The following is a 25,967-nucleotide window of genomic DNA, read 5'->3' on the forward strand; positions in this document are numbered from 1 at the left end:
GGCAATCAGGCTTGAGCCAGCTTGGCCACGGCACGTTCGAAACGCGCCAGACCTTCATCGATATCGGCGTCTTCCACCACCAGGCTTGGGGCGAAACGCACCACATCCGGGCTGGCCTGCAGCACCATCACGCCTTCCACCGCAGCGGCGTCGAGAATCGCCTTGGCTTTGCCTTTCCAGGCATCGGACAGCACCGCACCGATCAGCAGGCCGAGACCGCGCACTTCGCTGAATACGCCGTACTGCTGGCCGATCTGCTCCAGCTTGGTTTTGAAACGCTGATGCTTGGCTTTAACGCCTGCCAGCACCTCAGGGGTGTTGATGGTGTCGATCACCGCCTCACCCACCGCGCAGGCCAGCGGGTTGCCACCGTAAGTGGTGCCGTGGGTGCCGACGGCCAGGTGTTTGGCCAGCTCGCTGGTGGTGAGCATCGCGCCAATTGGGAAACCGCCGCCCAGGCTCTTGGCGCTGGAGAGGATGTCCGGAGTGACGCCGTAGTGCATATAGGCGAACAGCTCGCCGCTACGGCCCATGCCGCTCTGCACTTCGTCGAACACCAGCAGCGCATTGTGCTTGTCGCACAGCTCGCGGGCCGCTTGCAGGTAAGCCAGGTCAGCCGGCAGCACGCCGCCCTCACCCTGAATCGGCTCCAGCACCACGGCGCAGGTCTTGTCGGATACCGCGGCTTTCAGCGCCTCGATATCGTTATAAGGGATGTGGCTGATGCCCTGGATCTTCGGACCGAAACCGTCGGAATACTTCGGCTGACCGCCGACGCTGACGGTAAATAGGGTGCGACCGTGGAAGCTGTTGGTCGCGGCGATGATTTCGCATTTGTCTTCGCCGAACTTATCGAAGGCTACGCGACGGGCCAGCTTGAACGCGGCCTCGTTGGCTTCGGCGCCGGAGTTACAGAAGAACACGCGCTCGGCGAAGGTGGCGTCGATCAGCTTCTTGGCCAGGCGCAAGGCCGGCTCGTTGGTAAATACGTTGGATACGTGCCAAAGGTTGCCGGCCTGCTCGGTGAGCGCTTTGACCAGCGCCGGATGGGCGTGGCCCAGCACGTTGACGGCAATGCCGCCGGCAAAGTCGATCAGCTCGCGACCGCTTTGATCCCACACGCGCGAACCGGCGCCACGTACTGGAATAAAGGCAGCGGGTGCGTAGTTGGGCACCATCACCTGGTCGAAATCGGCGCGTTGCACCGGGTCGTGCTGAACGGACATCTGAGCTCTCCTAACGAGGAACACCTGCATTCAATAGCAGGCGATGTGAAGGATTGTAGGGACTGATCCGGGGCCGGCATTGCCGCCATGCGACAACTTCTTATAGCGCCAACCCGAGGAAAACCGCAGCTTTCGCAAATGCGACAGAAAGCATCGGGAAGGCGCAGTTTAAATGCAGCCACCCGCCTTGGCGCGTTTTTATCGGCAGCGCGGAAAAGGATTTTTATGGCCTGCCATCCATGACGGCCACCCTTCGGGCCGTCGCTACGCGACGTTAAAAATAACTCCCGGTTATTTTTTATGGCCCGCCATCCATGCGGCCACCCGGTTTTAAGCAGGCACGGGGATTACCGCCGGCACCGGCGGGCTGTCCAGACAGAGAAACTCGATCAGACGGGCTTTCTGCGCCATGGCGTCCTGGTAACCCAGCTCGATCAGCTCGTTGCAGTACCCGGGCTCGAACAGCAGATAACTCAGCACCCCGGCGCCGCTGGCCTTGGTCGCCCCCGGCCCACGCAGAAACAGACGCAACGCCTTGGGCAGTTCATGCCGATGGCGCGCGGCGATCAGGTCCAGCGGCTGGCTGGGGGAAATCACCAGCACATCCACTGGCTTGAGTCCCAGGCCACGCGGGTGATTTTCGGCGGGAATCAGCCGCCCCATCTGGTTAAGCCGCTCAAGCAGCTCGATATCGCTTTCCAGGCTGTCGATAAAGGTGCTGTTGAGCATATGCCCGCTGATCTGCGCCAGGCTCGGCGGCCGACTGTGCTGCGGCCGCACCACCGGCACCGGCGCTTGCGCACCGGCCGGATTGCCACTGACCCCAACCACCAGCACCCGCGTCGCCCCCAAATGCAGAGCCGGACTGATCGGTGCGGACTGGCGCACGGCACCATCGCCGAAGTATTCACGGTTGATCTTTACCGGCGGAAATATCAGCGGAATCGAGGCGCTGGCCAGCAGATGTTCAAGGGCCAGGCGGGTTGGTACACCGACCCGACGATGACGAAACCAGGGATCGATAGTGGCGCGGCCTTGATAGAAGGTCACCGCCTGGCCGGTTTCATAACCGAATGCAGTCACCGCCACGGCGCGCAGCTGGCGGTGGCGCACAGCTGCGGCAATCCCGCTGAAATCCAGCTCCCGCCCGAGCAGATCGGCAAGCGGCGAACTGTCGAGCAGCGCCACCGGCACCTGACCGCCCAGCCCGAGCATGCTGTGGCCAATAAAGCGACTGGCCTGGCGCAGCACGCCCGGCCAATCGCTGCGATATACCTGATGAGTATGAAAGCCCTGCCAGACGCTGGTCAGCCGGCGCACGGCTTCAGTGAAGTGCAACGCCCCACAGGCCAGACCCACTGCATTGATGGCCCCTGCCGAGGTGCCGACGATAACCGGAAAAGGATTGTGCGCCGCATTGGGCAGCAGGTCGGCAATCGCCGCCAGCACCCCCACCTGATAGGCCGCCCGTGCGCCACCGCCGGAGAGAATCAGCCCGGTAACCGGCTGACTGGTTGGAGCAGTGTGCGACATAGACTACTTCCACTGTTTTTTAGCCAGTATAGGAGCCTGTCAGGCGCACACGGAACCATCAGGTGCCAAGAAAACCAACTTCAACCGAACAACCCGCCAATTGGATGGCGGGCCAAGCCAGAAGCTAACGTCTCTTTTTATAGAGCTTCGGCTCGCCTTCGGGGCGAGTCTTGAAGCGCCGATGCGCCCACAGGTATTGCTCGGGGCAGACACTGATGGCTTGCTCGATCCACTGATTGACCCGCAGGCAATCCGTCTCTTCGCTCTCAGTGGGGAAATCCGCCAGCGGCGGATGGATCACCAGGCGATAACCCTGACCATCGGGCAAACGCTGCTGGGTAAAGGGAATCACCCGGGCACGGCCCATGCGGGCGAACTTGCTGGTGGCGGTGACGGTGGCTGCCTGGGTGCCGAACAAGGGTACGAACACGCTGCGCTGAGCACCGTAGTCTTGATCAGGGGCGTACCAGACCACGCCACCGGCACGCAGCAGCTTGAGCATGCCGCGCACATCATCACGACCAATCACCCCGAGCAGGCGCTGCTCGCGACCGCGACGCTGCACGTAGTCGAACAGCGGATTCTTGTGCGGGCGGTACATGCCGTACATGTTCTGAGCCATGCCGAGCAGGCCGCCGCCCATTTCCAGGGTGGTGAAATGCAGCGCCATAAGGATCACGCCCTGGCCATCGGCCTCGGCCTGGCGCAGATGCTCCAGCCCTTCGATGCTGCCCAGGCGGCGCAGGCGCTCGGCGGGCCACCACCAGGCAATGGCCATTTCAAAGAAGGTAATCCCGGTAGAAGCGAAGTTTTCCTTGAGCAGCGCCTCGCGCTCGGCGGCTGGCATCTGCGGGAAACACAGTTCCAGGTTACGCGCGGCGATCTTGCGCCGCGAACTGGCCAGGCGGTACATCACACGACCCAGGCAGCGACCCAGCCACAACAGCACCTTATAAGGCAGCTGGGCGATCAGCCACAGCAGGCCCAGACCCAGCCACAACAGCCAGAAACGTGGATGCAGGAAATAAGCGCGAAATACAGGGCGATCCATAAAACAGGTCCGAGGCACGCAATAAAGCGCGGCATTCTATCAGGAGTTTGTTCGCCGCCTGGTTTCGCGGCGCGCAACTTGCGAGCGCGCGGCGTTCTCGCTATAAGTCCGGCTTACTTTTCCCCCAGTTTCTAAATAAGGGCCGTATCAGGCAGACCATGAGCCAAGCCGATCTCCTCGAGCAAGACCCCGTATTCCAGCTTAAAGGCAGCATGCTGGCGATCACCGTGATGGAGCTGGCGCACAACGACCTCGCCCGCCTCGACCAGCAGCTCAGCGAAAAAGTCGCCCAGGCCCCGGCCTTCTTCAGCAATACCCCGCTGGTGCTGGCCCTGGACAAGCTGCCGGAAGGCGAAGGTGTGCTCGATCTGGCCGAGCTGATGGCGGTATGCCGCAAGCATGGCCTGCGCACCCTGGCGATCCGCGCCAACCGCGAAGCCGATATCGCCGCCGCCGAAGCGCTGGATTTGCCCGTACTGCCGCCGTCCGGCGCCCGCGAGCGGCCTATCGACCTGGCACCACCGAAGCCGGAAAAACCCGCAGAACCCGAGTTCAAACCGAGCAAAATCATCACCAGCCCAGTGCGCGGCGGCCAACAGGTGTATGCCCAGGGCGGCGACCTGATCGTCCTGGCCCCGGTCAGCGCCGGCGCGGAACTTCTCGCCGATGGCAACATCCATGTTTACGCACCGATGCGCGGCCGGGCACTGGCCGGCATCAAGGGCAATCTCAAGGCGCGGATTTTCTGCCAGCAGATGGGCGCAGAACTGCTCTCCATCGCCGGCCAGTACAAGGTGGCCGAAGACTTGCGCCGCGACCCACTCTGGGGCGAAGCGGTGCATGTCAGCCTGTCGGGTGACGTGTTGAACATCACCCGCCTTTAACGGATACTGCCGCCACTTTTCAAGGACACAGACAGGGCACCCGGAAGCCTGAGATAGGCCACGGAAACCTGCGTTTTTTCTACATTTTGGGGTGAATCACCTTGGCCAAGATCCTCGTTGTTACGTCCGGCAAAGGTGGCGTCGGTAAAACCACCACCAGCGCTGCCATCGGTACCGGCCTCGCCCTGCGCGGGCACAAGACTGTCATCGTCGACTTCGACGTCGGCCTGCGCAACCTCGACCTGATCATGGGCTGCGAACGCCGCGTGGTGTACGACTTCGTCAACGTGGTCAACGGCGAAGCGACCCTCTCGCAAGCGCTGATCAAAGACAAGCGCCTGGAAAATCTCTACGTGCTGGCTGCCAGCCAGACCCGTGACAAAGACGCGCTGACTCAGGAAGGCGTCGAGAAAATCATCAACGAACTGCGTGAAACCTTCGAATACGTGGTCTGCGACTCGCCGGCCGGTATCGAAAAAGGCGCGCACCTGGCCATGTACTTCGCCGATGAAGCGATTGTCGTGACCAACCCGGAAGTCTCCTCGGTACGTGACTCGGACCGCATGCTCGGCCTGTTGGCGAGCAAATCGCGCCGCGCCGAGAAAGGCGAAGAGCCGATCAAGGAACACCTGCTGCTGACCCGCTACAACCCTGAGCGCGTGGTAAAAGGCGAAATGCTCGGTGTGGAAGACGTCGAGGAAATCCTCGCCATCCGTCTGCTCGGCGTGATCCCTGAGTCGCAAGCCGTACTCAAAGCCTCGAACCAGGGCGTACCGGTCATCCTCGATGACCAGAGCGACGCAGGCCAGGCCTACAGCGACGCGGTTGACCGCCTGCTGGGCAAGGAAGTGGCACATCGGTTCCTCGATGTGCAGAAGAAGGGATTCATGCAACGCCTGTTTGGAGGTCGTGAATGAACATTTTTGACTTCTTTCGTGAGCGCAAGAAAGAAACCACAGCGTCCATTGCGAAAGAGCGTCTGCAAATCATCGTCGCCCACGAGCGCGGCCAGCGCAGCCAGCCGGACTACCTGCCGGCCCTGCAGCAAGAACTGGTCGAGGTGATCCGCAAGTACGTGAATATCGACTCGGATCAAGTACAGGTTGCACTGGAAAACCAGGGCAGCTGTTCCATTCTGGAACTCAACATCACGCTCCCCGACCGTTAATTGGTTGAGAGCATGCAACGGCGGCCCAGGCCGCCGTTTCTATTTGTGGAAAGCCCATGCCGCTGTCGAATGTCGAAATTCTCCACCAGGACGCCGCCCTGCTGGTGATCAACAAGCCCACCCTGCTGCTCTCGGTGCCCGGCCGCGCCGAGGACAACCGCGATTGCCTGGTTACCCGCCTGCAGGAAAACGGTTACCCGGAAGCGCGTATCGTCCATCGCCTGGACTGGGAAACCTCAGGGATCATCGTCCTGGCCCGCGACCCCGACAGCCATCGTGAGCTGTCCCGCCAGTTCCACGACCGCGAAACCGAGAAGGCCTACACCGCGCTGTGCTGGGGCCAACCCGAGCTGGACAGTGGCAGCATCGACCTGCCGCTGCGCTACGACCCGCCCACCAAACCGCGCCACGTGGTCGACCATGAGCAAGGCAAACACGCGCTGACCTACTGGAAAGTGCTGGAACGCCACGCTGAACATTGCCGCGTCGAGCTGACACCGATCACCGGCCGCTCGCACCAGTTGCGCGTGCATATGCTGTCGATCGGCCACCCGCTGCTGGGCGACGGCCTCTACGCCCACGAACAAGCCCTGTCCGCCTACCCGCGCCTATGCCTGCACGCCAGCATGCTGAGCCTGACACACCCACAAACGGGCGAGCGGATGCGTTTCGAGTGCCCGGCACCGTTCTAAGGACAGACCACGTGGATAAGAACCGCTTCTACGCTGCTACCCAAGGAGCTCCTGCCCAGCCCACCTTGCTGCGTGCCCTCGACTGCTGGCAACAGCCCCCCGGCTTGGCGCTGGATCTTGGCTGCGGTGCAGGGCGCGACACCCTCGAACTACTGCGCCGTGGCTGGCAGGTAGTGGCGATTGACAATGAACCCCAGGCCCTTGAATGCCTGCATGCGCAAGTACCGGCCGAGCACCGGGAAGCGCTGGAATCCCATTGCGCAGAGTTTGAAAACTTCAAGCTCCCCGCTGCCAGCTTGATCAACAGCAGCTTCGCCCTACCGTTCTGCCCACCAGAGGCCTTCGGGCAGCTCTGGCAGCGCATAAGCGATACGCTTCTCGACGGAGGTTTGTTTGCCGGGCACTTCTTTGGCGAACGCGATGACTGGGCCAACAGCCCCAAATTGACCATCCACAGCCGCGCACACTTGCAAAACCTGCTGCACGACTGGGAAATCATTGAGCTGGAAGAAATCGACCGAAGCGGAAAAACCGCAGTCGGCCGCAGCAAACACTGGCATCTGTTTTCTGTAGTCGCCCGCCGCTAACCCATCGCCCAACAGCGTGCTGACGACTAGCCCTGCTTGCGCGGCCAGATCAGACTAAAACAGGCACCGCCCAGCTCTTCGCTGCGACTGATCTGCGCGCGACCGCCGTGCCAATAAGTAATACGCCGCACGATGGACAGGCCCAGACCATGCCCACCAGAAGCGCGGGTGCGGCTGTCGTCCAGCCGCAGGAACGGCGTGAAGATCCGCTCCCAGGCTTCTTCCGGCACGCCGGGGCCGTCATCTTCGACATCCAGCCGGCAACGCTGCTGTCCCACCTGATAACTCACCCGCACCCGTGATTCGGCATGGCGCATGGCGTTGCTCACCAGGTTCTGCAGGGCGCGGTGCAGGTAGCGCAGCTCGGCTTCAACGCAAGCACCGCCGCCATCCAGGGCATCGCGTGAAGGGCCGTGCTCGACCCGCACGCTGGCGCGCAGCGGCGCCAGCTCGGTGATCACCTGATCGATCAGCTCACCCAGGTCGACCTGCTGGAAGTTCAGCGCCGGCGCCCCCTGCTCCAGGCGCGCGTAGGTGAGCATCTCGTCGACCAGCTTGTCGAGGTCCTGGATATCGCTGTCCATGCCCTCCATATATTTGCGCCGCGCCGCATCGGTTTCCGCGTCGCCGATCATTTCCAGGCCAAAGCGCAGGCGCGCCACCGGCGTGCGCAGCTCATGGGAAACCGCGCGGACCATCTCACGCTGAATACTCAGGGAGCGCTGCAAGTGCTCGGCCATGGCGTTAAAGGCCGCTGCCAGACGCCCCACCGAGTCGCTGCCACGGGTCGGCACGCGGGCATCCAGGCGGCCGCTGGCAATATGCGTGGCGGCGCCTTCCAGATCGCTCAGACGCTGCTCCAGCGGCCGTACCAGCAGATAAACCATCAGCCCAATCAGGCTCAGACCCAGCGCGCCGATAAGCACCAGCCACTGCGCGGGGTACGGATTCATCTGATACAGCGGGCCGATTTCCAGCACCCAGGGCGTGTCGACGATGCCGGAGAACACATGAATGCTGTCGCCGCCACGACCCAAGGCCATCACCGTGTCGCCTTCGTCCACGCGGCGGCGCTGATCGGGGTCGAGGTCGGCCTGATCGAGACGCACCAGGCGCAGGTCGAAACCGAACTGTTTGTCCTGCTTCAACGCCGCCAGTCGGCGCGGCTGTTCATCCCAGGGATAGCGCACCAGCTCATCGATCAACAGAAAGCTGGTGGCGCGGGCCAGCTGTTCGCTGACCTGCTGCACATCGGCAATCAGCAGCAACGGCTGTTCATCCAACTGACTGAAGATGCGCGCCTCGTGCGGGCCGGTCTGCTGCACCAGCACCTGACCGCGACGCAGGCTATTGCGCGCACCGCTGTCCAATCCGGCACTTTCCAGCGTCTCGACGCGCAGCGGAATGCCGAGCAAGCGCCCCCACACCGTAACCGCGCGGCGCCGCTCGATATCCACCATCGGCGAGAGGTTATCGGCCATCAGGCGGAAGGTGCCCTGAGCCAGACGCTCACGGTATTGATCCACCCGCACCTCATTAAGCAGTTGCAGCGCGCCAACGCCGAGCAGCGCCACCAGCACCAGCACGGCGAGCATGCCGCCATAGATGCGCAGGAAGATCGAGTTCACGTGAGTGCTTCAGCCGCTTCGGCAACAAACAGATAGCCCTTGCTTCGCACGGTCTTGATCAGCCGGGGGTGCATCGGGTCGTCGCCGATTTTCGGGCGGATGCGCGAAATGCGCACGTCGATGGAACGGTCCTGGCCGTCGTATTCGATGCCGCGCAGGGCGTTGAAGATTTCCTCGCGAGAGAGAATCCGCCCGGCGTTGGAGGTCAGTAGCCACAGCAGGTCGAATTCGGCACTGGTCAGCTCGATACCCTGCTCGCCCAGCCAGGCTTCACGCATGGCACTGTCGATCACCAGCGGGCCGAACTGCAGACGTCGGCGCTCACCGGGCACCTGCGCCTCGCTGCCCTCATGGCGGCGCAGCAGCGCACGGATGCGCGCCAGCAGCACGCGTGGGCGCACCGGTTTGCACACATAGTCGTCCGCGCCCATCTCCAGGCCCAACACCTGGTCCATATCGTCGGTACGCGCGGTGAGCATCAGGATCGGCCCATCGTATTGCCCGCGCACCTTGCGGCAGATCGACAGGCCGTCTTCGCCCGGCAGCATCAGGTCGAGAATTACCAGGTCAGGCTGCTCCTGCAGAATCCGCACGGCGGCCTGCGCGCCGTCCATCTCGATGGACACGTTGAGGCCATTGCCCTGCAGGTACTCACGGGTCAACTCGGCCAGGCGCTGGTCGTCTTCGACAATAAGAATGTGCCACGACTGCTGCTCCACAACGGACTCCCAGACAACACGAAAACGGCCGGCATTGTAGCAACGCGGCCCGAACAGCGCTGCCTTCAGACTGCGGTTTACGGCTCAGGCTGCCACGCCGGAAAACTCGCTTAAAACGCCGCAATAGAGCGGGCCAACCACACCAGCAAAAAGACTACATATTGTGTTTATCTGATTGACTAAAAAACCACCTTAAGGGTGGCTAAAAAAGCCAAAGTCATGACGACGAACGGTTTAGCAGGGACAACACCAGTAACTACGGGGCCTTGCGAAAGTTACCCCAAAGTAACCCACAGCCTTATCCACAAGCGCGAATAATTTATCGACTTGCCTTCACCCCTACACCGCACTATCTTGTATCCCCAGCGCGATAAACACCTACATATTGGGTTTTAGCACACAGAACCACACAAGCACATTTGCCCCAAAACAGTCCAGACACCGGACTAAAAAAGTGCAAAAAAACAGCTTAGATGGGCGCTTGAGCTTTACCGATCCAGATCAGGCAGCTAAACCGCCAGAAGAGCGAGGACGCATTGGTCAGAGCAGGCCGCATTACGCGACATGCCACAACATCTAGTGGTACAGGCACAGCGCCTGTACAAGACTTGAAGAGCCAGGGAGGCACTTAGTCGTACCTTACCTGCCCTGCTTGCAAGTCCCGCACGAACGGCCTCAATGCTGTTCGCGCGGCGTTGTTGAAATGGAATGAACCAAGGTACGGCGCCCTGATCAACTGCTCAGCGCCCATCTAAAATCAAGAAAAACGGAGACTTTCATGCACACCGACACCTCCCGCGAGAACCCGCAGGCCAATGCGCCGCAGGCCACCGATGACAACCAGAGCCTGAGCGCCACCGCGCCGGGTCAACTGCGTGTGATCAAGCGTAACGGCACCGTAGTGCCGTACACCGATGACAAGATCACCGTTGCCATCACCAAGGCCTTTCTCGCTGTTGAAGGCGGCACCGCAGCCGCCTCGTCGCGTATCCATGAAACCGTTGCGCGTCTGACCGAACAGGTCAGCGCCACTTTCAAGCGCCGCATGCCGTCCGGCGGCACCATCCATATCGAAGAAATCCAGGATCAGGTCGAACTGGCCCTGATGCGTTCCGGCGAGCAGAAAGTTGCCCGCGACTACGTGATCTACCGTGAGTCGCGCAGCCAGGCGCGCAAGACCGGCGCCGCCGATATTGCCGAGCCGCACCCAAGCATTCGCGTCACCCACCTCGACGGCACTGTTGCGCCGCTAGACATGGGCCGCCTCAACACCATCGTTACCGAAGCCTGCGAAGGCCTGGCCGAAGTCGATGGCGAGCTGATCCAGAAAGAAACCCTGAAGAACCTCTACGACGGCGTAGCGCAAAGCGACGTCAGCACCGCCCTGGTGATGACCGCGCGCACCCTGGTTGAGCGTGAGCCGAACTACAGCTACGTCACCGCGCGCCTGTTGATGGACAACATCCGCGCCGAAGGCCTGGGCTTCCTCGGCGTCGCCACCAGCGCCACCCACCACGAAATGAGCGAGCTGTACGCCAAGGCCCTGCCGGCCTACATCGCCAAGGGTATCGAGTACGAATTGCTCAACCCGGTGCTGGCCAGCTTCGACCTGGAAAAACTCGGCAAGGCGATCAACCACGAGCGCGATCAGCAGTTCACCTACCTGGGCCTGCAGACCCTCTACGACCGTTACTTCATCCACAAGGACGGCACCCGCTTCGAACTGCCGCAAGTGTTCTTCATGCGTGTGGCCATGGGCCTGGCGATTGAAGAGAAGCAGAAAGAAGACCGCGCCATCGAGTTCTACAACCTGTTGTCGTCCTTCGACTACATGGCCTCGACGCCGACCCTGTTCAACGCCGGCACCCTGCGTCCGCAGCTGTCGTCGTGCTACCTGACCACCGTGCCGGATGACCTGTCGGGCATCTACAACGCCATCCACGACAACGCCATGCTGTCCAAGTTTGCCGGCGGTCTGGGCAACGACTGGACCCCAGTACGCGCTCTGGGCGCCTACATCAAGGGCACCAACGGCAAGTCGCAAGGCGTTGTGCCGTTCCTCAAAGTGGTCAACGACACCGCAGTAGCAGTTAACCAGGGCGGCAAGCGCAAGGGCGCGGTCTGCGCCTACCTGGAAACCTGGCACATGGACATCGAAGAGTTCATCGAACTGCGCAAGAACACCGGTGACGACCGTCGCCGCACCCACGACATGAACACCGCTAACTGGATTCCAGACCTGTTTATGAAGCGCGTGTTCGACGATGGCCAGTGGACCCTGTTCAGCCCATCCGAAGTGCCAGACCTGCACGACCTGACCGGTAAAGCCTTCGAAGAGCGCTACGAGTACTACGAAGCCCTGACCCAGTACGGCGGCAAGATCAAGCTGTTCAAGACCATCCAGGCCAAAGACCTGTGGCGCAAGATGCTCTCGATGCTGTTCGAAACCGGCCACCCATGGCTGACCTTCAAAGACCCATGCAACCTGCGCAGCCCGCAGCAGCACGTGGGCGTGGTACACAGCTCGAACCTGTGCACCGAGATCACCCTGAACACCAACGCCGACGAAATCGCCGTGTGCAACCTGGGTTCCGTGAACCTGCCGAACCACATCGTCGACGGCAAGCTGGACACCGCCAAGCTGGAAAAGACCATCAAGGTCGCCGTGCGCATGCTCGATAACGTTATCGACATCAACTACTACTCGGTACCGCAGGCGCGTAACTCCAACTTCAAGCACCGCCCAGTCGGCCTCGGCATCATGGGCTTCCAGGACGCCCTGTACCTGCAGCACATCCCGTACGGTTCCGATGCCGCCGTGGAATTTGCCGACAAGTCGATGGAAGCGGTCAGCTACTACGCCATCCAGGCCTCCTGTGACCTGGCCGACGAGCGCGGCGCCTACTCCACCTTCGACGGTTCGCTGTGGAGCAAGGGCATTCTGCCGCTCGACTCGCAGCAGATCCTCATCGAGTCCCGTGGCCAGAAGTACATCGACGTCGACCTGACCGAGTCCCTGGACTGGGCTCCGGTACGTGCCCGTGTGCAGAAAGGCATCCGTAACTCGAACATCATGGCCATCGCACCGACCGCCACCATCGCCAACATCACCGGCGTATCGCAGTCGATCGAACCGACCTACCAGAACCTCTATGTGAAATCGAACCTCTCCGGCGAATTCACCGTGATCAACCCGTACCTGGTTCGCGACCTCAAGGCTCGCGGTCTGTGGGACTCGGTGATGATCAACGACCTCAAGTACTACGACGGTTCGGTGCAGCAGATCGAGCGCATCCCGCAGGAACTCAAAGACCTGTACGCCACCGCGTTCGAAGTCGACACCAAGTGGATCGTCGATGCCGCCAGCCGCCGCCAGAAGTGGATCGACCAGGCGCAGTCGCTGAACCTCTACATCGCCGGTGCATCGGGCAAGAAGCTCGACGTGACCTACCGCATGGCTTGGTACCGTGGCCTGAAAACCACCTACTACCTCCGTGCCCTGGCCGCGACCAGCACCGAGAAGTCCACCATCAACACCGGCAAGCTGAATGCCGTGTCCAGTGGTGGCAACGATGGCCTGAGCGCAGCACCGGCCAAGGCCCCGGAAGTGGAAATGAGCGCAGGCCCAGCTCCAGTACCAAAAGCCTGTGCCATCGATGAACCAGACTGCGAAGCCTGCCAGTAAGGTGTTCGGCAGCGCGCGGATCTGAGCGGCATTCGCGGCGTTACCTGCCGGAGCGGCCCCCATCACGTACATGCGTACGCTCAGGGGCTCCACTCCAGCAGGTGCCTTGCGACTACTCGCTCAGCTACACGCTTGAATGTCGAGCGAAGAGCACAAGCAACACAGTCAATCCCCTCGCCCGCTTGCGGGAGAGGGTTAGGGAGAGGGCAAAAGTTCTCCCACTCATTACCTGCCCCTGCCCTTACGGGCGTGGGCATCGGGGCAACGGCCAGTCACTAGAGCCGCCCCGACCAGCGGTACCCGTTTTGCCCTTGCGCGCTGTACGCAACGGAACACAATAAAGACTGTATATCCACACAGGTCGGTTATTTCACCGGCCCGCAAGCAGGAGCCAAGCCATGCTGAGCTGGGATGAATTTGACAAGGAAGACGGCGCCGACGCCGTAGTAGCCAACAAAGCCTCTGCCCAACTGGCAGACATGAGCATCGACAAACTCGACCAGGTGGGCGGTGCTGCCGCCGTTGAAGCCCGCGCCGTAGCCGCTGACGACAGCGACGCCGTCGCCCGCGCCAAAGCCTCGCTCGACCAACTCGACATCGCCGAAGGCCTGGCCGAGCTGGAAGGCACCGCCGCGCGCGTAGCCGTCGACGAAAAACGCATGATCAACTGCCGCGCCGACCTCAACCAGCTCGTACCCTTCAAGTACGACTGGGCCTGGCAGAAGTATCTGGATGGTTGCGCCAACCACTGGATGCCGCAAGAAGTGAACATGAACGCGGACATCGCGTTGTGGAAAACCCCGGACGGCCTGACCGACGACGAGCGCCGCATCGTTATGCGCAACCTCGGCTTCTTCTCCACCGCCGACAGCCTGGTTGCCAACAACCTGGCCCTGGCCGTGTACCGCCTGATCACCAACCCGGAGTGCCGCCAGTACATCCTGCGCCAAACCTTCGAAGAGGCGATCCACACCCACGCCTACCAGTACTGCATCGAATCGCTGGGCATGGATGAAGGCGCGATCTTCAACATGTACCACGAGATTCCATCGGTCGCGAAGAAAGCCAGCTGGGGCCTCAAGTACACCCGCTCGATCTCCGACCCGACCTTCAACACCGGCACGGTCGAGACCGACAAAGAACTGCTGCGCAACCTGATCGCCTACTACTGCGTACTGGAAGGCATCTTCTTCTATTGCGGCTTCACCCAGATCCTCTCCATGGGTCGCCGCAACAAGATGACCGGCGTGGCCGAGCAGTTCCAATACATCCTGCGTGACGAGTCCATGCACTTGAACTTCGGCATCGACGTGATCAACCAGATCAAGATCGAAAACCCACACCTGTGGGATGCCCAGCTCAAAGACGAAGCCACCCAGATGATCCTCCAGGGCACCCAACTGGAAATCGAATACGCACGCGACACCATGCCGCGCGGTGTACTGGGCATGAACGCGGCGATGATGGAGGACTACCTCAAATTTATCGCCAACCGTCGTTTGACGCAGATTGGTTTGAAGGAAGAGTACCCAGGTACGTCTAACCCATTCCCATGGATGTCGGAAATCATGGACCTGAAGAAGGAGAAGAACTTCTTCGAGACGCGGGTTATTGAGTATCAGACTGGTGGGGCGTTGAGCTGGGATTGATTCCAGTCACTCACTAAAGAGATTAAGAGCGCTTTACCTGAAATGGATGTTTGGGGTGGCGAGTTAAATTAAGAGCCCCGCCTAGTGCGGGGTTTTTTTTGAGGAAAAACCTTGCTTAATCAAGTATTCAACAACACCAACGACTGGCTTAAATTCGCAGAAGCGAAATGCGCGACACTGCTCGGAGGCAACATTGCCGTAATATTTGGAATAGCCCAAGTATCAAAAGACTATCAACTCAACACCTTCATTCAATTTTTCCTTGTCGCTGCAGTAGCACAGCTTGCTGCCAGCTCAATATTTTTACTTATATCACTAATCCCATCTCTTGAAATAATGGCATTTCAACCAAAACAGCAAAAAACTGAAAATTTAATATATTTCTCAAGCATAGTAAAATTTACACCATACGAATTTGTCAAAGCACTAAACAAAGCATCTTTTAATACACAAAAAGTCACTGACTACGAAATCATGCTTGCAGAACAGATAATAAATAACGCAAAAATCGCTGCTCGAAAATATGCAATATTCAAAGCAGCTATATGGCTAACCACATCAGCACTAGCCACGCCAATCTTAGCCGCCTTTATATTCATAAATAGAGGGCACAAGTAAAGTGAAATCAGACATTGAAACAAAAGTAAAAGAAATAATAGATAGTGAAATGGATGTAACTGACGTCACATATGTTCCCGACCTAGAAAACCCAAAGCTCACATTCGGAAACACAGGTCTAAGATTCGAAGCTACAACTTTATTCATTGACATGCGGGGCTCTACAAAAACACTTAACAAGCACAACCGCCGATCAGTAGCAAAAATACATAAAGCTTACTTCCACACAATTGTCACCATCGTAAAAAGCCTATCCGGAGAAGTTAGAAGTTTCAATGGCGACGGAATGTTATGTTTCTTTCAAGGCACCACAAAAATAACCCTAACAAACGCGGTCATCGCCGCCATGAAAATAAAATACATGCTCAGCAGCGATGACTCAAAAGTAAAAAAGAGTCTCGAAAAGTATTCACCCGTAGACTTCGGGATCGGTATTGACGACGGAAAAATAATTTGTTCAAAGGTAGGAATCAGCGGAACAAACAATAGAGATCTAGTATGGATAGGAAACGCCGTAAATAAATCAGTAAAAATCGGTGACACTCGAAGCTCTCCTGAGCACATTGGAATCTCAAGCCATGTTTACTCAAATCTACTAGACAGCGCCAAATACCACATTTCAAAAGACTATTGGGGAAACGACGTCAAAACTGACATGTGGACATTAGATTACATAAAATATAATGACCAAACAGAAGCATATTACAAAACTAACTACCACTGGAGCGTATCTTAATCAACTCGAGGAATAACCAGAGACAGGCCACGGTTTCCCATAGATTGATCGTCCCCACGCTCTGCGTCGATCACTACCAAGCTCTACACCTCAGCGGGTCTCTATCACGGAACAGAAAGCAGGACGCGGAGCGTCCTCAAATGCGTAACCATGCAGAGCGCGGGCACGATCAAAACGTTTCATATACCGCAACGCATAGCCATTAAAAAACATATCGACACCACTATATATTTATATAAAATCATTTCATAAAATTAAAAACAGAAAAAACAAGGAAGTACAATGAACAAAGAGCCATCAATAGAAAAACCTTGGAACCGAATATTTTGGCTCACTGCAGCTCCAGTACTCGGAGTAATAGGGTATGCATCACTTTACCTGATTGGGCTAACATACCATGAGACCTATCTGGACCACTTCAGTGTTAATCCAGGTCTATTCCCTAAATCCTCAACAGAATTATTCACACTAGCATACCTAGCCCTACTACATATCGGAATCTCATGGCTAGGCCTCATATCAAATTACAAAGCATGGCTATACTTAACCGGCTTCACCTCACTCATATTAATAGAAATTATTATCATAAACAAATTACCAAAACTAATAAAACAAAGTAAACCAAACAACATAATAAAAAACAAAATACTGAGGAACACTCTAGTACTTTTATCCATACCCATATCTATAAGCGCATTTCTTCTACTAATCCCAATAGCCGCTAATATATTCTTACTAGCCCCAGCATTTGTTGGCGTCCATGGCGCAAAAATATCTATTAAAAACAGCGCCGAAAACTACAAAACCGAATGCGAGTCCGCAACAAAAGAATTCTGCGTCCGCTTGATGGATGAAAATAAGGAAATCTCGAGAGGATATGTGATATCTGCCTCTAACAGCCATATCGCATTAGTTCTTGGTGAACAATCTATTATTTCACCACTGAAAAACTACCGAATAGAGAAAATCACCCCTATTAAAAAAGAGCAATCAGGGACAGACCACAGTTTATCGGCCAATTGATTATCCTTTTCGCCCTTACGGCGAGTTACTTTCTCTTTGCTCGCGCAAAATAGAAAGTAACCAAAGAGAAAGCGCGCCCGGCATCCGGGTTTCGCTGCGCTCAACTCCCCTCGCTCCGGTGCTGTTCCGAGGGTCGTCACGGTGGGCCATCCCTGGCCCATCGTTCCTCGTTTGGCCTCCATGCCAAACGCCCCTCTCCACAGCACCTCCACTCGGCCTTCTGACGGGATTCGGGGACCGCGTTGTTTGGGCGATTTGTGGAAGGCAGAGCGAAAGGCAAAAGAAGAGCAACAGCAGAAGCATCGCGGGCAAGCCCGCTCCTACAGTTTGCTTTGCTTCTAAAAACACCAATCTCACAGACGACGCCAAACGCCCCATCAGGAGGCCGAGTGGAATCGTTGCGCAAGGGGTTGAGCGGCATGGATGCCGCGAGAGCCGCGATGGGCCAGGGATGGCCCTTCGCGGCGGGCCCCTGGAGCAATGATGGAGCGAGGGGACCCGACGAAGTCGGGCCGGATGCCAGGGGCAAGACTTTTTGCTTACTTTTGGGGCGTCTGCCAAAAGTGAGCCGCCGTAAGGGCGGAACCGCTCGGCCCGGCAACATATAAGCGGCGTCTGTACACAACTTGGGCCGTTTAAAAACGACAACGGCCCATGGCTAACACTCAGTTCGAAACCTGCTCCAAGAAAATGAGCTGCAATGGCTCACTGAGCAAATCATCAGCCGTGGCGGCAAACCGTTGAAAGTACGGCGTCGCAAAATGCGCATCCAGCGCCGCCTGATCCTTGAACGCTTCACGCATATAGAACGTGCCAGGCTCGTCCCGCCGTTCAAACAACACGTAATCAAGGTTGCCCGGCTCGGCCCGCGTCGGTTCTATCAGGGTCAACAAGCCCGCTTTAAGCGCCTCCTGTTTACCGGGTTTGGCTTTGAGTACAGCAAGGGATACCAGTGGTTTGTTCATGGTGTTGGCTCTTTCAGGGGGTTGGCTTGCACATCCGGCGGCGGCAGTGAACATCAGCGCACACAGCCAATAACCTAAGTGTTTGATCGTCGGTCTCATCGTTATCACTCGCTGTGGACTGGGATCATCCTGGTCGATCCCACCACGGAGAAACACCGACAAAACGCGCTAACACTTTCTTCGGCAGCTTGAAAATGACGTGCCTTGAATAGCCATTACCCTGGTTTAAGCCACAAATCAGCGCCTTTAAATGAAGAACGGGGACTAATTAATTTTCTCCCTTCCCGCCCCTGCAACTTGCTTTGCTTCTACAACACTAATCTCACAGACGACGCCAAACGCCCCATCAGGAGGCCGAGTGGAATCGTTGCGGACAGGGTTGAGCGGCATGGATGCCGCGAGAGCCGAGATGGGCCAGGGATGGCCCTTCGTCGGTGGGCCGCATCCGGTCGGGCCCCTGGAGCAATGATGGAACGAGGGAAGTCGAGCGCAGTGAGACCCGGATGCAAGGGGCAAGACCTCTTGGTTACTTCTGGGGCGTCTGCCAGAAGTGACCCGCCGTAAGGGCGGAACCATTACCCGAGAACACCACAGCAGCGGCGTGTGTATGCAAAACCAGCAAGCAGCGCTGCCTACAGCGCGCAAAGCCCCCCCGGCACTGCCATCACCCAATCCCGCACCGCCTGAATGGTCGGGTCGCTCTTACGGTTTTCCGGGTACACCAGAAAGAACGGTTTGCCTTCCAGCTCCGGGCCGAAGGGCTGTACCAGCCGCCCTTCCCTCAGCTCATCCTCGATCAACTGACGGCTCATCAACGCCACACCCTGCGCGCCAATGGCGGCCGAGACGGCATGGGTCTCGTCGGAGAACACCAGCCCGGCGCCGACATCCAGCCCTGGCACCTGAGCCTTCTTCTGCCACACGGCCCAATCAAGCGGTGAAGAAACCGCAGCCTGATTACGGAAGTGAATCAGCGAATGCTTGGGCAGCTCGGCCGCATCATGCAAGCCGAGGTGCGGGCTGCAGGCCGGGATAAAGGTGTTGTCGAACAGCTTCTCGGCCACCAGCCCTGGCCAGCGGCCGTCGCCATAACGAATGGCGATATCTGCGGTAACGCCATCCAGCGCGACCGGCTCATGCGAAGCGTGAATGCGCAGGTCAATATTCGGATGGGCATCGCGCAGCATGCACACCCAGGACAGCAGCCAACGCACCGCCACGGCAGGCGTGGTGCTGAGCGTAATGGCCTGGCGACAGGGCACCGCGCTAAGACGCACCGCCGTTGCACTGATGCTGTCGAACGCGCTTTCCAGCACCTGCTGCAGCTCGCGCCCCTGGGCGGTCAATTCGAGCTGGCGTGGCTTACGCAAAAACAACGCGACCCCGAGCGACTCTTCCAGGGCCCGTATCTGGTGACTGATCGCCGTCGCGGTCACCGAGAGTTCTTCGGCGGCCTGCTTGGCGCTCTCGTGGCGAGCGGCCGCCTCAAAGGCCCGCAGGGCAGAAAGCGAAGGTAACCAGCGCTGCGCCATACATGAGCACTCCTCATCCATACCTGAAAATAATCGTCGCTTGTCGCCCGCGCGGGCTGAACTTAGCCTGAGCTTGCAGTGAATAACAGATGAATTCAACTTCGAAAAGGAGACTCGACATGCCACATATCCTGCACCTGGACACCAGCGCCCGCCCTGGCCTCGCCGGCAAGGATCAACACGGCTCGCACAGCCGCAATCTCACTCAGCGCTTTGTCAGCCAATGGCTGGCCCGCCGTGCGCAGGACAGCCTCACCTACCGCGACATTGGCCAGAACCCACCGTCTTTTATCAGCCATGACTGGATCGCCTCCTCCTTTACCCCGGCAGAGCAGCGCGAGCCGTGGATGCAGGAAACGCTGGCAGAGAGCGACCAACTGGTCGATGAGTTGGTTGCGGCAGACGTTCTGGTGATCGGCGCGCCGCTCTACAACTTCGGCATGCCGGCCGCGCTCAAGGCGTGGATCGACCTGATCGTGCGCCCCGGCAGAACCGTGGACATCGATGAGAGCAACCCGCTCGACCCTTACGTACCGAAGCTCGCCGATCGACCACGGCACGCCGTCATTCTCAGCGCCCGGGGCGGTATCGGCTTTGGCGTCGGCGGCGAGATGGCGCATCTGAACCACTTGGAGCCCAACCTGATCACCGCCCTCGGCTTTATCGGCATTACCCAGGTGCACCAGATTGCCATCGAAGGTCAGGAAGTCGGCGGTGAGCTGCTGGCCGAGTCCGTGGCTCAAGCCCTGAACAAGGTCGACGCCTTGGTGGCGCAACTGCAGCAGACGCTGCAGGTAAACCGCACGCCAGAGCCGGCCTGAAACCAGCGGCCTGCGCCACGGTGGCTGCGATGTAGGGAGGACAACGCCTGGCTATTGCCTCTTGTCCTCATTGCCATTGGGCTTAGGGTCCAGCAGCAGCGGCACAATGTGCAGTATCAAAAGCGCCATCAGCGTGCCAAGCACAGCGGTCGCCTCATGCCCCAAGCCCACAGCCACACCTACAGCCGCCGTAGCCCATAGCCCGGCGGCAGTGGTCAGGCCTTGAACATCGGCAATATTCTCGCCTTTGAGGATGGTGCCCGCACAGAGAAAGCCGATACCGGCGACCACGCCCTGAATCACTCGGCTCATGGCGTCGTGATTCGCACCGTCCATCTCCAACAGCATGACAAAGATACTGGCCCCCAGGCACACCAGCATATGCGTGCGCACACCGGCCGCCTTGCCCTTTACCTCGCGCTCATAACCAAGCAGCCCGCCCAGCAGCAGGGCCAGGGTCAGACGCAAGGTGGCGCGGGTCAGGTTCTCTACTTGGCCAAGGTCGGAAAATTCGGCCAGCAGGGTTGTCAGAATACGCTCGGTGATGTCCATCTACCTCTCCAGCTCAGGCCCTTTAGGCTCTGAGTCGGGAGTGGCGCAATAGGTTCGACTTATCCGGCGATGCCAGCCCGATCAGCCAATCTTTACGCAGGCAAAGAGCGCATTCCCGGAATCGCCGTTCCACGGAACGATCTTCTGGTAATCATGCTCAAGCACGTGCACGTCAAAGTACGGCTGCAACAGCGCCTGTAGCTCAGTGAAATTCACCGCGACCATGGGATGTTCGTCGTGCCACAGCAGCGTTTCAGTGGCGGTCGTTTTTTCAATACTGAGTTTCAGCGCTTGCTGCTCGCCCTCGCCGCTGTAATGCCAGCCGGAGCTAAAGGTGAACAAGCCGTCGTCATGCTGGACGCTATGGCTTGCGAACAGGCGATTGTCGATCTTGCCCTTGTCGACCACGTTAAAGCAGAACAGACCATCGGTTTCGAGCGCCGCATGCACGCTGGCGATGCAGGCTTTCAGCCGTTCGATGCCGCCGCTGTAATGGATGGAATAGAGAAAGCAGGTAATCAGATCCTGCGGCTCATCCACCGTAAAACCACACATATCCTGCAGGGCAAACCGGGCTTGCGGGCAGCGAATGGCGGCCTTGTCGAGCATCGGCTGGTTGATGTCGAGGCCGCTGCTTATATAGCCGGCATCGATAAAATGGCGCACATGCGGCCCCGTGCCACAGGCCAGGTCAAGGTGGCGGCTGCCACCGTTACCGAACAGCTGCTGCAGCCTGTGGATACAGTGGCTTTGCGCCTGATAGTCGATATCCGCGCACATCAGATCGTAATAATCAGACAGGTCGGTATAGAGGGCATTAACGGACATAGTGACCTGATGATGGGCGAGCGGCTTTGGCGGGCGCGCATCATAGCCCAAGCGTGGCCGCCCTCGGTCAGATCCCGCACACTGACTCGTGGCAAGGATCAAAGCCGCAGGCGTTACAATGCCGCCCACGCCGACAGCCCAATCGTGCACGCCCCGGAGCCAGACTGACGATGTTCACCCTTGTACACCTGGATAGCCCGCCGCCCGAGTCACTGAAAAGCCAGATTCTGCAGATGGTGGTGGACTACCTCAGCGACATCAGCCCGGTATCGCTGACGCCCAGCAATCCCCTCTACCAGCTGTACCAGTACGTGATTGGCTACGAGATGCACCTGTACCTGCAGGCGATGGACAGCGCTCTGGAGACCAGCGCGCGGTTGATCCTGGCCCTAGATGATCAGGACCCCTCGCAGGTACTGGGCTTTGCCCTGTATCTGCCGGCCAAGGATGATCCCGAGGCCTGTAGCCTGGCCTATATGGCCGTGCAAGCCAGCCAGCGGCGCCACGGCATTGCCCGCGCCATGCTGCAGCAGATGATCACTCGCCACCCACACGCCGAACTGGCCTGCGTGGCAGGCAAGGTCGCGATTTTCGAGGCCATGGGTTTTCAGGTGCTGGCAGCGCGCGGCCCGCAGGTGCTGATGAATACCAGAGGCTACAGATCGGACGGCATGCTGGCCGTGCAGGACCTGGCGCCGATCTTCCAGTCCACTGAAGTCCGGCAGATCCACGCCTATCTAGTGAAGCAGCACGGCAAGCGGGCCATGAGCGATGCGGAGAAACAGCGCGACCGCCTACTCGACCAGATGGCCCAGCAGGCGCAGGCGCTGGTGCGTGAGCGGCTGATCGTGCATTGAGCCAACTCAAGTGAATGGAGCAACCATAGCGCTAGCGAACCGCGTAGACAGGGCAGTATATTCACGGCCATGACGTCAAACCCTCACTTGCCTCACGACAAACTACTGGATCTGCTGCTGGACGTTGTCTGCGTGGTGGATAAGGACGGCCGCTTTCTTTCCGTCAGCGCGGCCAGTGAGCGGGTTTTCGGTTATCGGCCTGAAGAGATGATTGGCCGCAGCGCCTTTGAATTGATGCACCCGGATGATCGCGCCGCCAGCCGGGCACTCGTAGCTAGCATCAATTCAGGCCAGCCCTCGCATGACCATGAGAACCGCTATGTCCATAAAGACGGGCATATCGTGCACATCATGTGGTCTGCGCAATGGCTTGAGACCGAACAGGTGCGGGTTGGCGTGGCGCGCGATATTACTCGGCGCAAACGTGCCGAGGCGGTGCAGGCGGCGCTGTATGCGGTATCGGAAGCGGCCCACGCGGTTAGCGATCTGCACATGCTCTACGGCCGCGTGCATGAGGTGATCGCGCAATTACTGCCGGCCAAGCACTTCTGCGTAGCGCTACACGATGCCGCGAGTGACCAACTCAGCGTTGCCTATCAGGTCGATCCGTGTGGTGCGCCGGCCGTCACCCGCGCTTTCTGCGCCGAGGTGATTCGCTCGGGCACTGCCCTGCTGTTAACCCCTGAAACAGCCACACAGTGGCTTGCCCAGCATGGCGCAGAGACTGCTGCGCATGCCCTCGATTGGCTTGGCATACCGCTGATTTCCGGCACCCAGACCATCGGTGCACTGGTGCTGCAGAACCACAGTGCCAGCGTGCGTTACAACGAGCAGGACCAGGAGCTGCTGCAGTTTGTGTCGAGCCAGGTGGCAGCGGCGATAGAGCGCAAGCGCACGCAGTCGCGCCTGGAGTTTCTCGCCCAGTACGACCAGCTGACTGAGCTGTCGAACCGCACGCTGTTTCTCGATCGCTTACGCAGTGCATTGCAGCGGGCCAAACGCGACAGCCTGCGCCTGGCGGTGCTGTATCTCGATATGGATAACTTCAAACATATCAATGACACCTTCGGCCACAGCGCAGGCGACCTGCTGCTGCAGGAAGTCGCGCGGCGCCTGCGCCAGTGCGTGCGTGAGTCCGATACGGTGGGCCGTTTGGGCGGCGACGAATTCGCGGTGATCGTCGACAACATCGGCCGCCAGGAAGATGCCACCCTGGTGGCAGAGAAGATTATTGCCGCCCTCAGCGCGCCTTACCTGCTGGAAGGGCAAAGCCTGATAAGTGCGCCAAGCCTGGGCATCGCGGTGCACCCCGAGCACGGCCAGAGTGAGCTGCAACTGGTGCGCCACGCAGATGAAGCCATGTACGTGGCCAAACGCAGTGGCGGCAAGCGTTATGTGGTGGTCGAGAAGCCGCTGAAATAAGGCTTGGCTGTTCTCACGACGGATAGCCGCCTTTCACTGCAATAAACCGCGCCTACAGATAGGCCTCGATATTGCCGAGCGCCCGCGCCACGTAAACCTCCTTCTCCCCGACCGGCGCGACATAGTGCAGCGCTTCGGCCGCCGCATCACGCCCGACCAAACGCGCCAACGTCCAGGCGGCGAGATAGATCGAGGCCAGACAACCGCCAGCAGTAGCCAGGTTACCGCGAGCGAAGAAGGGTTGTTCCAGCACCTCAATGCCAGCTTCCTGTACCCAGGGCTTGGTGGTCAGGTCAGTGCATCCCGGAATGCCTGCCAACAAACCGGCCTTGGCCAGCAGCAACGTGCCGGAACACTGCGCACCGATCAGCTGACGTGTAGGATCAAGCCGCGCCAGCCACTGCATCACGTCTGCGTTCTGAGCAATCTCGCGGGTCTTGATGCCGCTGCCGACCAGCACCGCATCGAATGATTCGATCTCATCCAGCCGCGCCTGGCGATGCAGCTTCACGCCGTTCATCGACGTCACCGTCTCGCTCGGCGCCGCCAGGGACACACGCCAGCCCGGCTGCTTGATGCGGTTGAGAATGCCCAGGGCAATCAGCGAATCCAGTTCGTTGAAGCCGTCAAAGGTGAGAATGGCGATATGCATGGCGTGGCCTGCTCGATGGAGTCCGGCCATTCTCTGCCCGGTAGCCGCCGTGGCATAGACACAGACACGCGCGGCAACAGCCATACAGACGCGTGCCGTCAGGCCGCCGGGCTAAGCATCTCGATCTGGCGAATCTCGAAATCACTGCGCAGGTAGTCCATACGCCGCTCATAAAACTCGCGCATATGCGGCAAGGCGCTGTGAATCGCCAGATGCTCCTGCGAGTGCCAGACCTCATAGAAGATAAACAGGGTCGGGTCCTGGCTATCACGCAGCATGTGGTAGGCGATGCAACCCGCCTCGGCGCGGCTGGGCTCGACATAGGCGCGGAACAGCGCCTCGAACTCGGCGGCCTTTTCCGGCCGGGTATGGGCGTGCAGGATAAATCCGTATTGATCAGGCATCTTGGGCTCCTGACAGGGTGGGTTTATTTACCCTACAACAACCAAAACCAGCCCATTCATGCCTTTTAGTCACATGTCATTTGCGCACCAGCGGCTGTTTCTACCCGCCTGCGCGCCCTAGCATGCCGCCATCAATTTACCGAGGCCCATGCCATGAAAAACATCCTGCTGCTCAACGGCGGTAAACAGTTCGCCCATTCCGATGGCCGCTACAACACCACCCTGCACGACACCGCGCTGGCCTTTCTCGACCGCGCCGGTTTTGACCTCAAGCACACCCATATCGACAGCGGCTACGACGTCGCCGAAGAAGTAGCAAAATTCCTCTGGGCCGACGTGATCATCTATCAGATGCCGGGCTGGTGGATGGGCGCGCCCTGGACGGTGAAAAAGTACATCGACGAGGTGTTTACCGAAGGCCACGGCAGCCTCTACGCCAGTGACGGCCGCACCCGCTCGGACGCCTCGCAAAAATACGGCAGCGGCGGCCTGATTCATGGCAAGCAGTACATGCTGTCACTGACCTGGAACGCCCCGCAGCAAGCCTTCGACGACCCGACTGACTTCTTCGAAGGCAAAGGCGTGGACGCCGTCTACCTGCCCTTCCACAAGGCCAACCAGTTCCTCGGCATGAGCGCCCTGCCAACCTTCCTCTGCGTCGACGTGATGAAGCGCCCCGCCATCGAGGCCGATATCGCTCGCTACGAGCAGCATCTGGCGCAGGTGCTGGGCTAA

Annotated in this window: 25 protein-coding genes; 14 read left to right on the forward strand and 11 right to left on the reverse strand. The window is 59.0% G+C overall.

The genetic code is table 11. From position 1 onward, the window contains the following. Positions 1-5: 5 nt before the first annotated feature. The 3 genes from ACQ4LH_RS10295 to ACQ4LH_RS10305 form a co-directional block, all read right to left on the reverse strand. Positions 6-1,226, reverse strand: coding sequence for an aspartate aminotransferase family protein (locus ACQ4LH_RS10295; RefSeq protein ID WP_275963279.1), 1,221 nt, complete (start codon positions 1,224-1,226; stop codon positions 6-8). 330 nt (positions 1,227-1,556) lie between these two features. After that, positions 1,557-2,759, reverse strand: a complete 1,203-nt coding sequence (locus tag ACQ4LH_RS10300) for a patatin-like phospholipase family protein (protein WP_430697080.1) — start codon at positions 2,757-2,759, stop codon at positions 1,557-1,559. Between the two features lie 124 nt (positions 2,760-2,883). Next, positions 2,884-3,810 (reverse strand): lipid A biosynthesis lauroyl acyltransferase, encoded by a 927-nt coding sequence (locus ACQ4LH_RS10305; protein WP_430697081.1) that lies wholly within the window; start codon positions 3,808-3,810, stop codon positions 2,884-2,886. Between the two features lie 158 nt (positions 3,811-3,968). Between ACQ4LH_RS10305 and minC the strand changes: the two genes are divergently transcribed. The 5 genes from minC (at position 3,969) to ACQ4LH_RS10330 (ending at position 7,141) form a co-directional block, all read left to right on the forward strand. Beyond that, on the forward strand, positions 3,969-4,694 hold the full coding sequence (gene minC / locus ACQ4LH_RS10310) for a septum site-determining protein MinC (protein ID WP_275963282.1): 726 nt from the start codon (positions 3,969-3,971) through the stop codon (positions 4,692-4,694). Positions 4,695-4,795: 101 nt separating this feature from the next. Then, positions 4,796-5,611, forward strand: coding sequence for a septum site-determining protein MinD (minD, locus tag ACQ4LH_RS10315; protein WP_304867988.1), 816 nt, complete (start codon positions 4,796-4,798; stop codon positions 5,609-5,611). Beyond that, complete coding sequence (minE, locus tag ACQ4LH_RS10320; RefSeq protein WP_025165363.1) at positions 5,608-5,862, forward strand: cell division topological specificity factor MinE; 255 nt, start codon at positions 5,608-5,610, stop codon at positions 5,860-5,862. Before minD ends, minE begins: the two co-directional genes overlap by 4 nt. Before the next feature lie 56 nt (positions 5,863-5,918). After that, positions 5,919-6,554: an RluA family pseudouridine synthase gene (locus ACQ4LH_RS10325; RefSeq protein ID WP_430697082.1), complete on the forward strand. Its 636-nt coding sequence runs from the start codon at positions 5,919-5,921 to the stop codon at positions 6,552-6,554. Between the two features lie 11 nt (positions 6,555-6,565). After that, complete coding sequence (locus tag ACQ4LH_RS10330; RefSeq protein WP_430697083.1) at positions 6,566-7,141, forward strand: class I SAM-dependent methyltransferase; 576 nt, start codon at positions 6,566-6,568, stop codon at positions 7,139-7,141. 26 nt (positions 7,142-7,167) lie between these two features. Here ACQ4LH_RS10330 and ACQ4LH_RS10335 read toward each other — a convergent pair whose 3' ends face one another. Next, positions 7,168-8,769: an ATP-binding protein gene (locus ACQ4LH_RS10335; protein WP_430697084.1), complete on the reverse strand. Its 1,602-nt coding sequence runs from the start codon at positions 8,767-8,769 to the stop codon at positions 7,168-7,170. Continuing rightward, complete coding sequence (locus ACQ4LH_RS10340; protein ID WP_430697085.1) at positions 8,766-9,488, reverse strand: response regulator; 723 nt, start codon at positions 9,486-9,488, stop codon at positions 8,766-8,768. The genes ACQ4LH_RS10335 and ACQ4LH_RS10340 overlap by 4 nt, the downstream gene beginning before the upstream one ends. Before the next feature lie 778 nt (positions 9,489-10,266). Between ACQ4LH_RS10340 and ACQ4LH_RS10345 the strand changes: the two genes are divergently transcribed. From ACQ4LH_RS10345 to ACQ4LH_RS10365, 5 genes are all read left to right on the forward strand, one after another. Continuing rightward, positions 10,267-13,173 carry a ribonucleoside-diphosphate reductase subunit alpha gene (locus ACQ4LH_RS10345; protein WP_430697086.1) on the forward strand — a complete coding sequence of 969 codons (2,907 nt, stop codon included), beginning with the start codon at positions 10,267-10,269 and terminating at the stop codon, positions 13,171-13,173. A gap of 398 nt (positions 13,174-13,571) precedes the next feature. Continuing rightward, complete coding sequence (locus ACQ4LH_RS10350; protein WP_090251759.1) at positions 13,572-14,822, forward strand: ribonucleotide-diphosphate reductase subunit beta; 1,251 nt, start codon at positions 13,572-13,574, stop codon at positions 14,820-14,822. 111 nt (positions 14,823-14,933) lie between these two features. Continuing rightward, positions 14,934-15,440, forward strand: coding sequence for a Pycsar system effector family protein (locus ACQ4LH_RS10355; RefSeq protein ID WP_430697088.1), 507 nt, complete (start codon positions 14,934-14,936; stop codon positions 15,438-15,440). A 1-nt stretch (position 15,441) separates the two neighbouring features. Further along, positions 15,442-16,176, forward strand: a complete 735-nt coding sequence (locus tag ACQ4LH_RS10360; RefSeq protein WP_430697089.1) for an adenylate/guanylate cyclase domain-containing protein — start codon at positions 15,442-15,444, stop codon at positions 16,174-16,176. Positions 16,177-16,458: 282 nt separating this feature from the next. Then, positions 16,459-17,199, forward strand: a complete 741-nt coding sequence (locus ACQ4LH_RS10365; protein WP_430697090.1) for a hypothetical protein — start codon at positions 16,459-16,461, stop codon at positions 17,197-17,199. A 665-nt stretch (positions 17,200-17,864) separates the two neighbouring features. Here the strand turns inward: ACQ4LH_RS10365 and ACQ4LH_RS10370 are convergent. Both ACQ4LH_RS10370 and ACQ4LH_RS10375 read right to left on the reverse strand, forming a co-directional pair. After that, positions 17,865-18,164, reverse strand: coding sequence for a putative quinol monooxygenase (locus tag ACQ4LH_RS10370; RefSeq protein ID WP_397495158.1), 300 nt, complete (start codon positions 18,162-18,164; stop codon positions 17,865-17,867). A 632-nt stretch (positions 18,165-18,796) separates the two neighbouring features. Next, positions 18,797-19,696, reverse strand: a complete 900-nt coding sequence (locus ACQ4LH_RS10375; protein WP_430697091.1) for a LysR substrate-binding domain-containing protein — start codon at positions 19,694-19,696, stop codon at positions 18,797-18,799. Positions 19,697-19,815: 119 nt separating this feature from the next. Here ACQ4LH_RS10375 and ACQ4LH_RS10380 point away from each other — a divergent pair, with 119 nt between their 5' ends. Continuing rightward, positions 19,816-20,517, forward strand: a complete 702-nt coding sequence (locus tag ACQ4LH_RS10380) for an FMN-dependent NADH-azoreductase (protein WP_430697092.1) — start codon at positions 19,816-19,818, stop codon at positions 20,515-20,517. 51 nt (positions 20,518-20,568) lie between these two features. Here the strand turns inward: ACQ4LH_RS10380 and ACQ4LH_RS10385 are convergent, their stop codons facing one another. Further along, entirely contained in the window at positions 20,569-21,069 is a 501-nt protein-coding gene (locus ACQ4LH_RS10385; protein WP_430697093.1) for an MgtC/SapB family protein, read from the reverse strand. 81 nt (positions 21,070-21,150) lie between these two features. Next, positions 21,151-21,897 carry a class I SAM-dependent DNA methyltransferase gene (locus tag ACQ4LH_RS10390; RefSeq protein WP_430697259.1) on the reverse strand — a complete coding sequence of 249 codons (747 nt, stop codon included), beginning with the start codon at positions 21,895-21,897 and terminating at the stop codon, positions 21,151-21,153. Positions 21,898-22,067: 170 nt separating this feature from the next. Here ACQ4LH_RS10390 and ACQ4LH_RS10395 point away from each other — a divergent pair, with 170 nt between their 5' ends. Both ACQ4LH_RS10395 and ACQ4LH_RS10400 read left to right on the forward strand, forming a co-directional pair. Then, positions 22,068-22,754, forward strand: coding sequence for a GNAT family N-acetyltransferase (locus ACQ4LH_RS10395; protein WP_430697094.1), 687 nt, complete (start codon positions 22,068-22,070; stop codon positions 22,752-22,754). Between the two features lie 69 nt (positions 22,755-22,823). Then, entirely contained in the window at positions 22,824-24,176 is a 1,353-nt protein-coding gene (locus tag ACQ4LH_RS10400; protein ID WP_430697095.1) for a diguanylate cyclase domain-containing protein, read from the forward strand. A gap of 52 nt (positions 24,177-24,228) precedes the next feature. Here the strand turns inward: ACQ4LH_RS10400 and ACQ4LH_RS10405 are convergent, their stop codons facing one another. Both ACQ4LH_RS10405 and ACQ4LH_RS10410 read right to left on the reverse strand, forming a co-directional pair. Further along, on the reverse strand, positions 24,229-24,828 hold the full coding sequence (locus tag ACQ4LH_RS10405) for a DJ-1/PfpI family protein (protein ID WP_430697096.1): 600 nt from the start codon (positions 24,826-24,828) through the stop codon (positions 24,229-24,231). Between the two features lie 98 nt (positions 24,829-24,926). Next, entirely contained in the window at positions 24,927-25,232 is a 306-nt protein-coding gene (locus tag ACQ4LH_RS10410) for a putative quinol monooxygenase (protein ID WP_430697097.1), read from the reverse strand. A gap of 153 nt (positions 25,233-25,385) precedes the next feature. Between ACQ4LH_RS10410 and ACQ4LH_RS10415 the strand changes: the two genes are divergently transcribed. Next, positions 25,386-25,967, forward strand: a complete 582-nt coding sequence (locus ACQ4LH_RS10415) for an NAD(P)H-dependent oxidoreductase (RefSeq protein ID WP_430697098.1) — start codon at positions 25,386-25,388, stop codon at positions 25,965-25,967.

The sequence above is a fragment of the Pseudomonas peli genome, assembly GCF_050563605.1.
Taxonomy (GTDB): Bacteria; Pseudomonadota; Gammaproteobacteria; order Pseudomonadales; family Pseudomonadaceae; genus Aquipseudomonas; species Aquipseudomonas peli_A.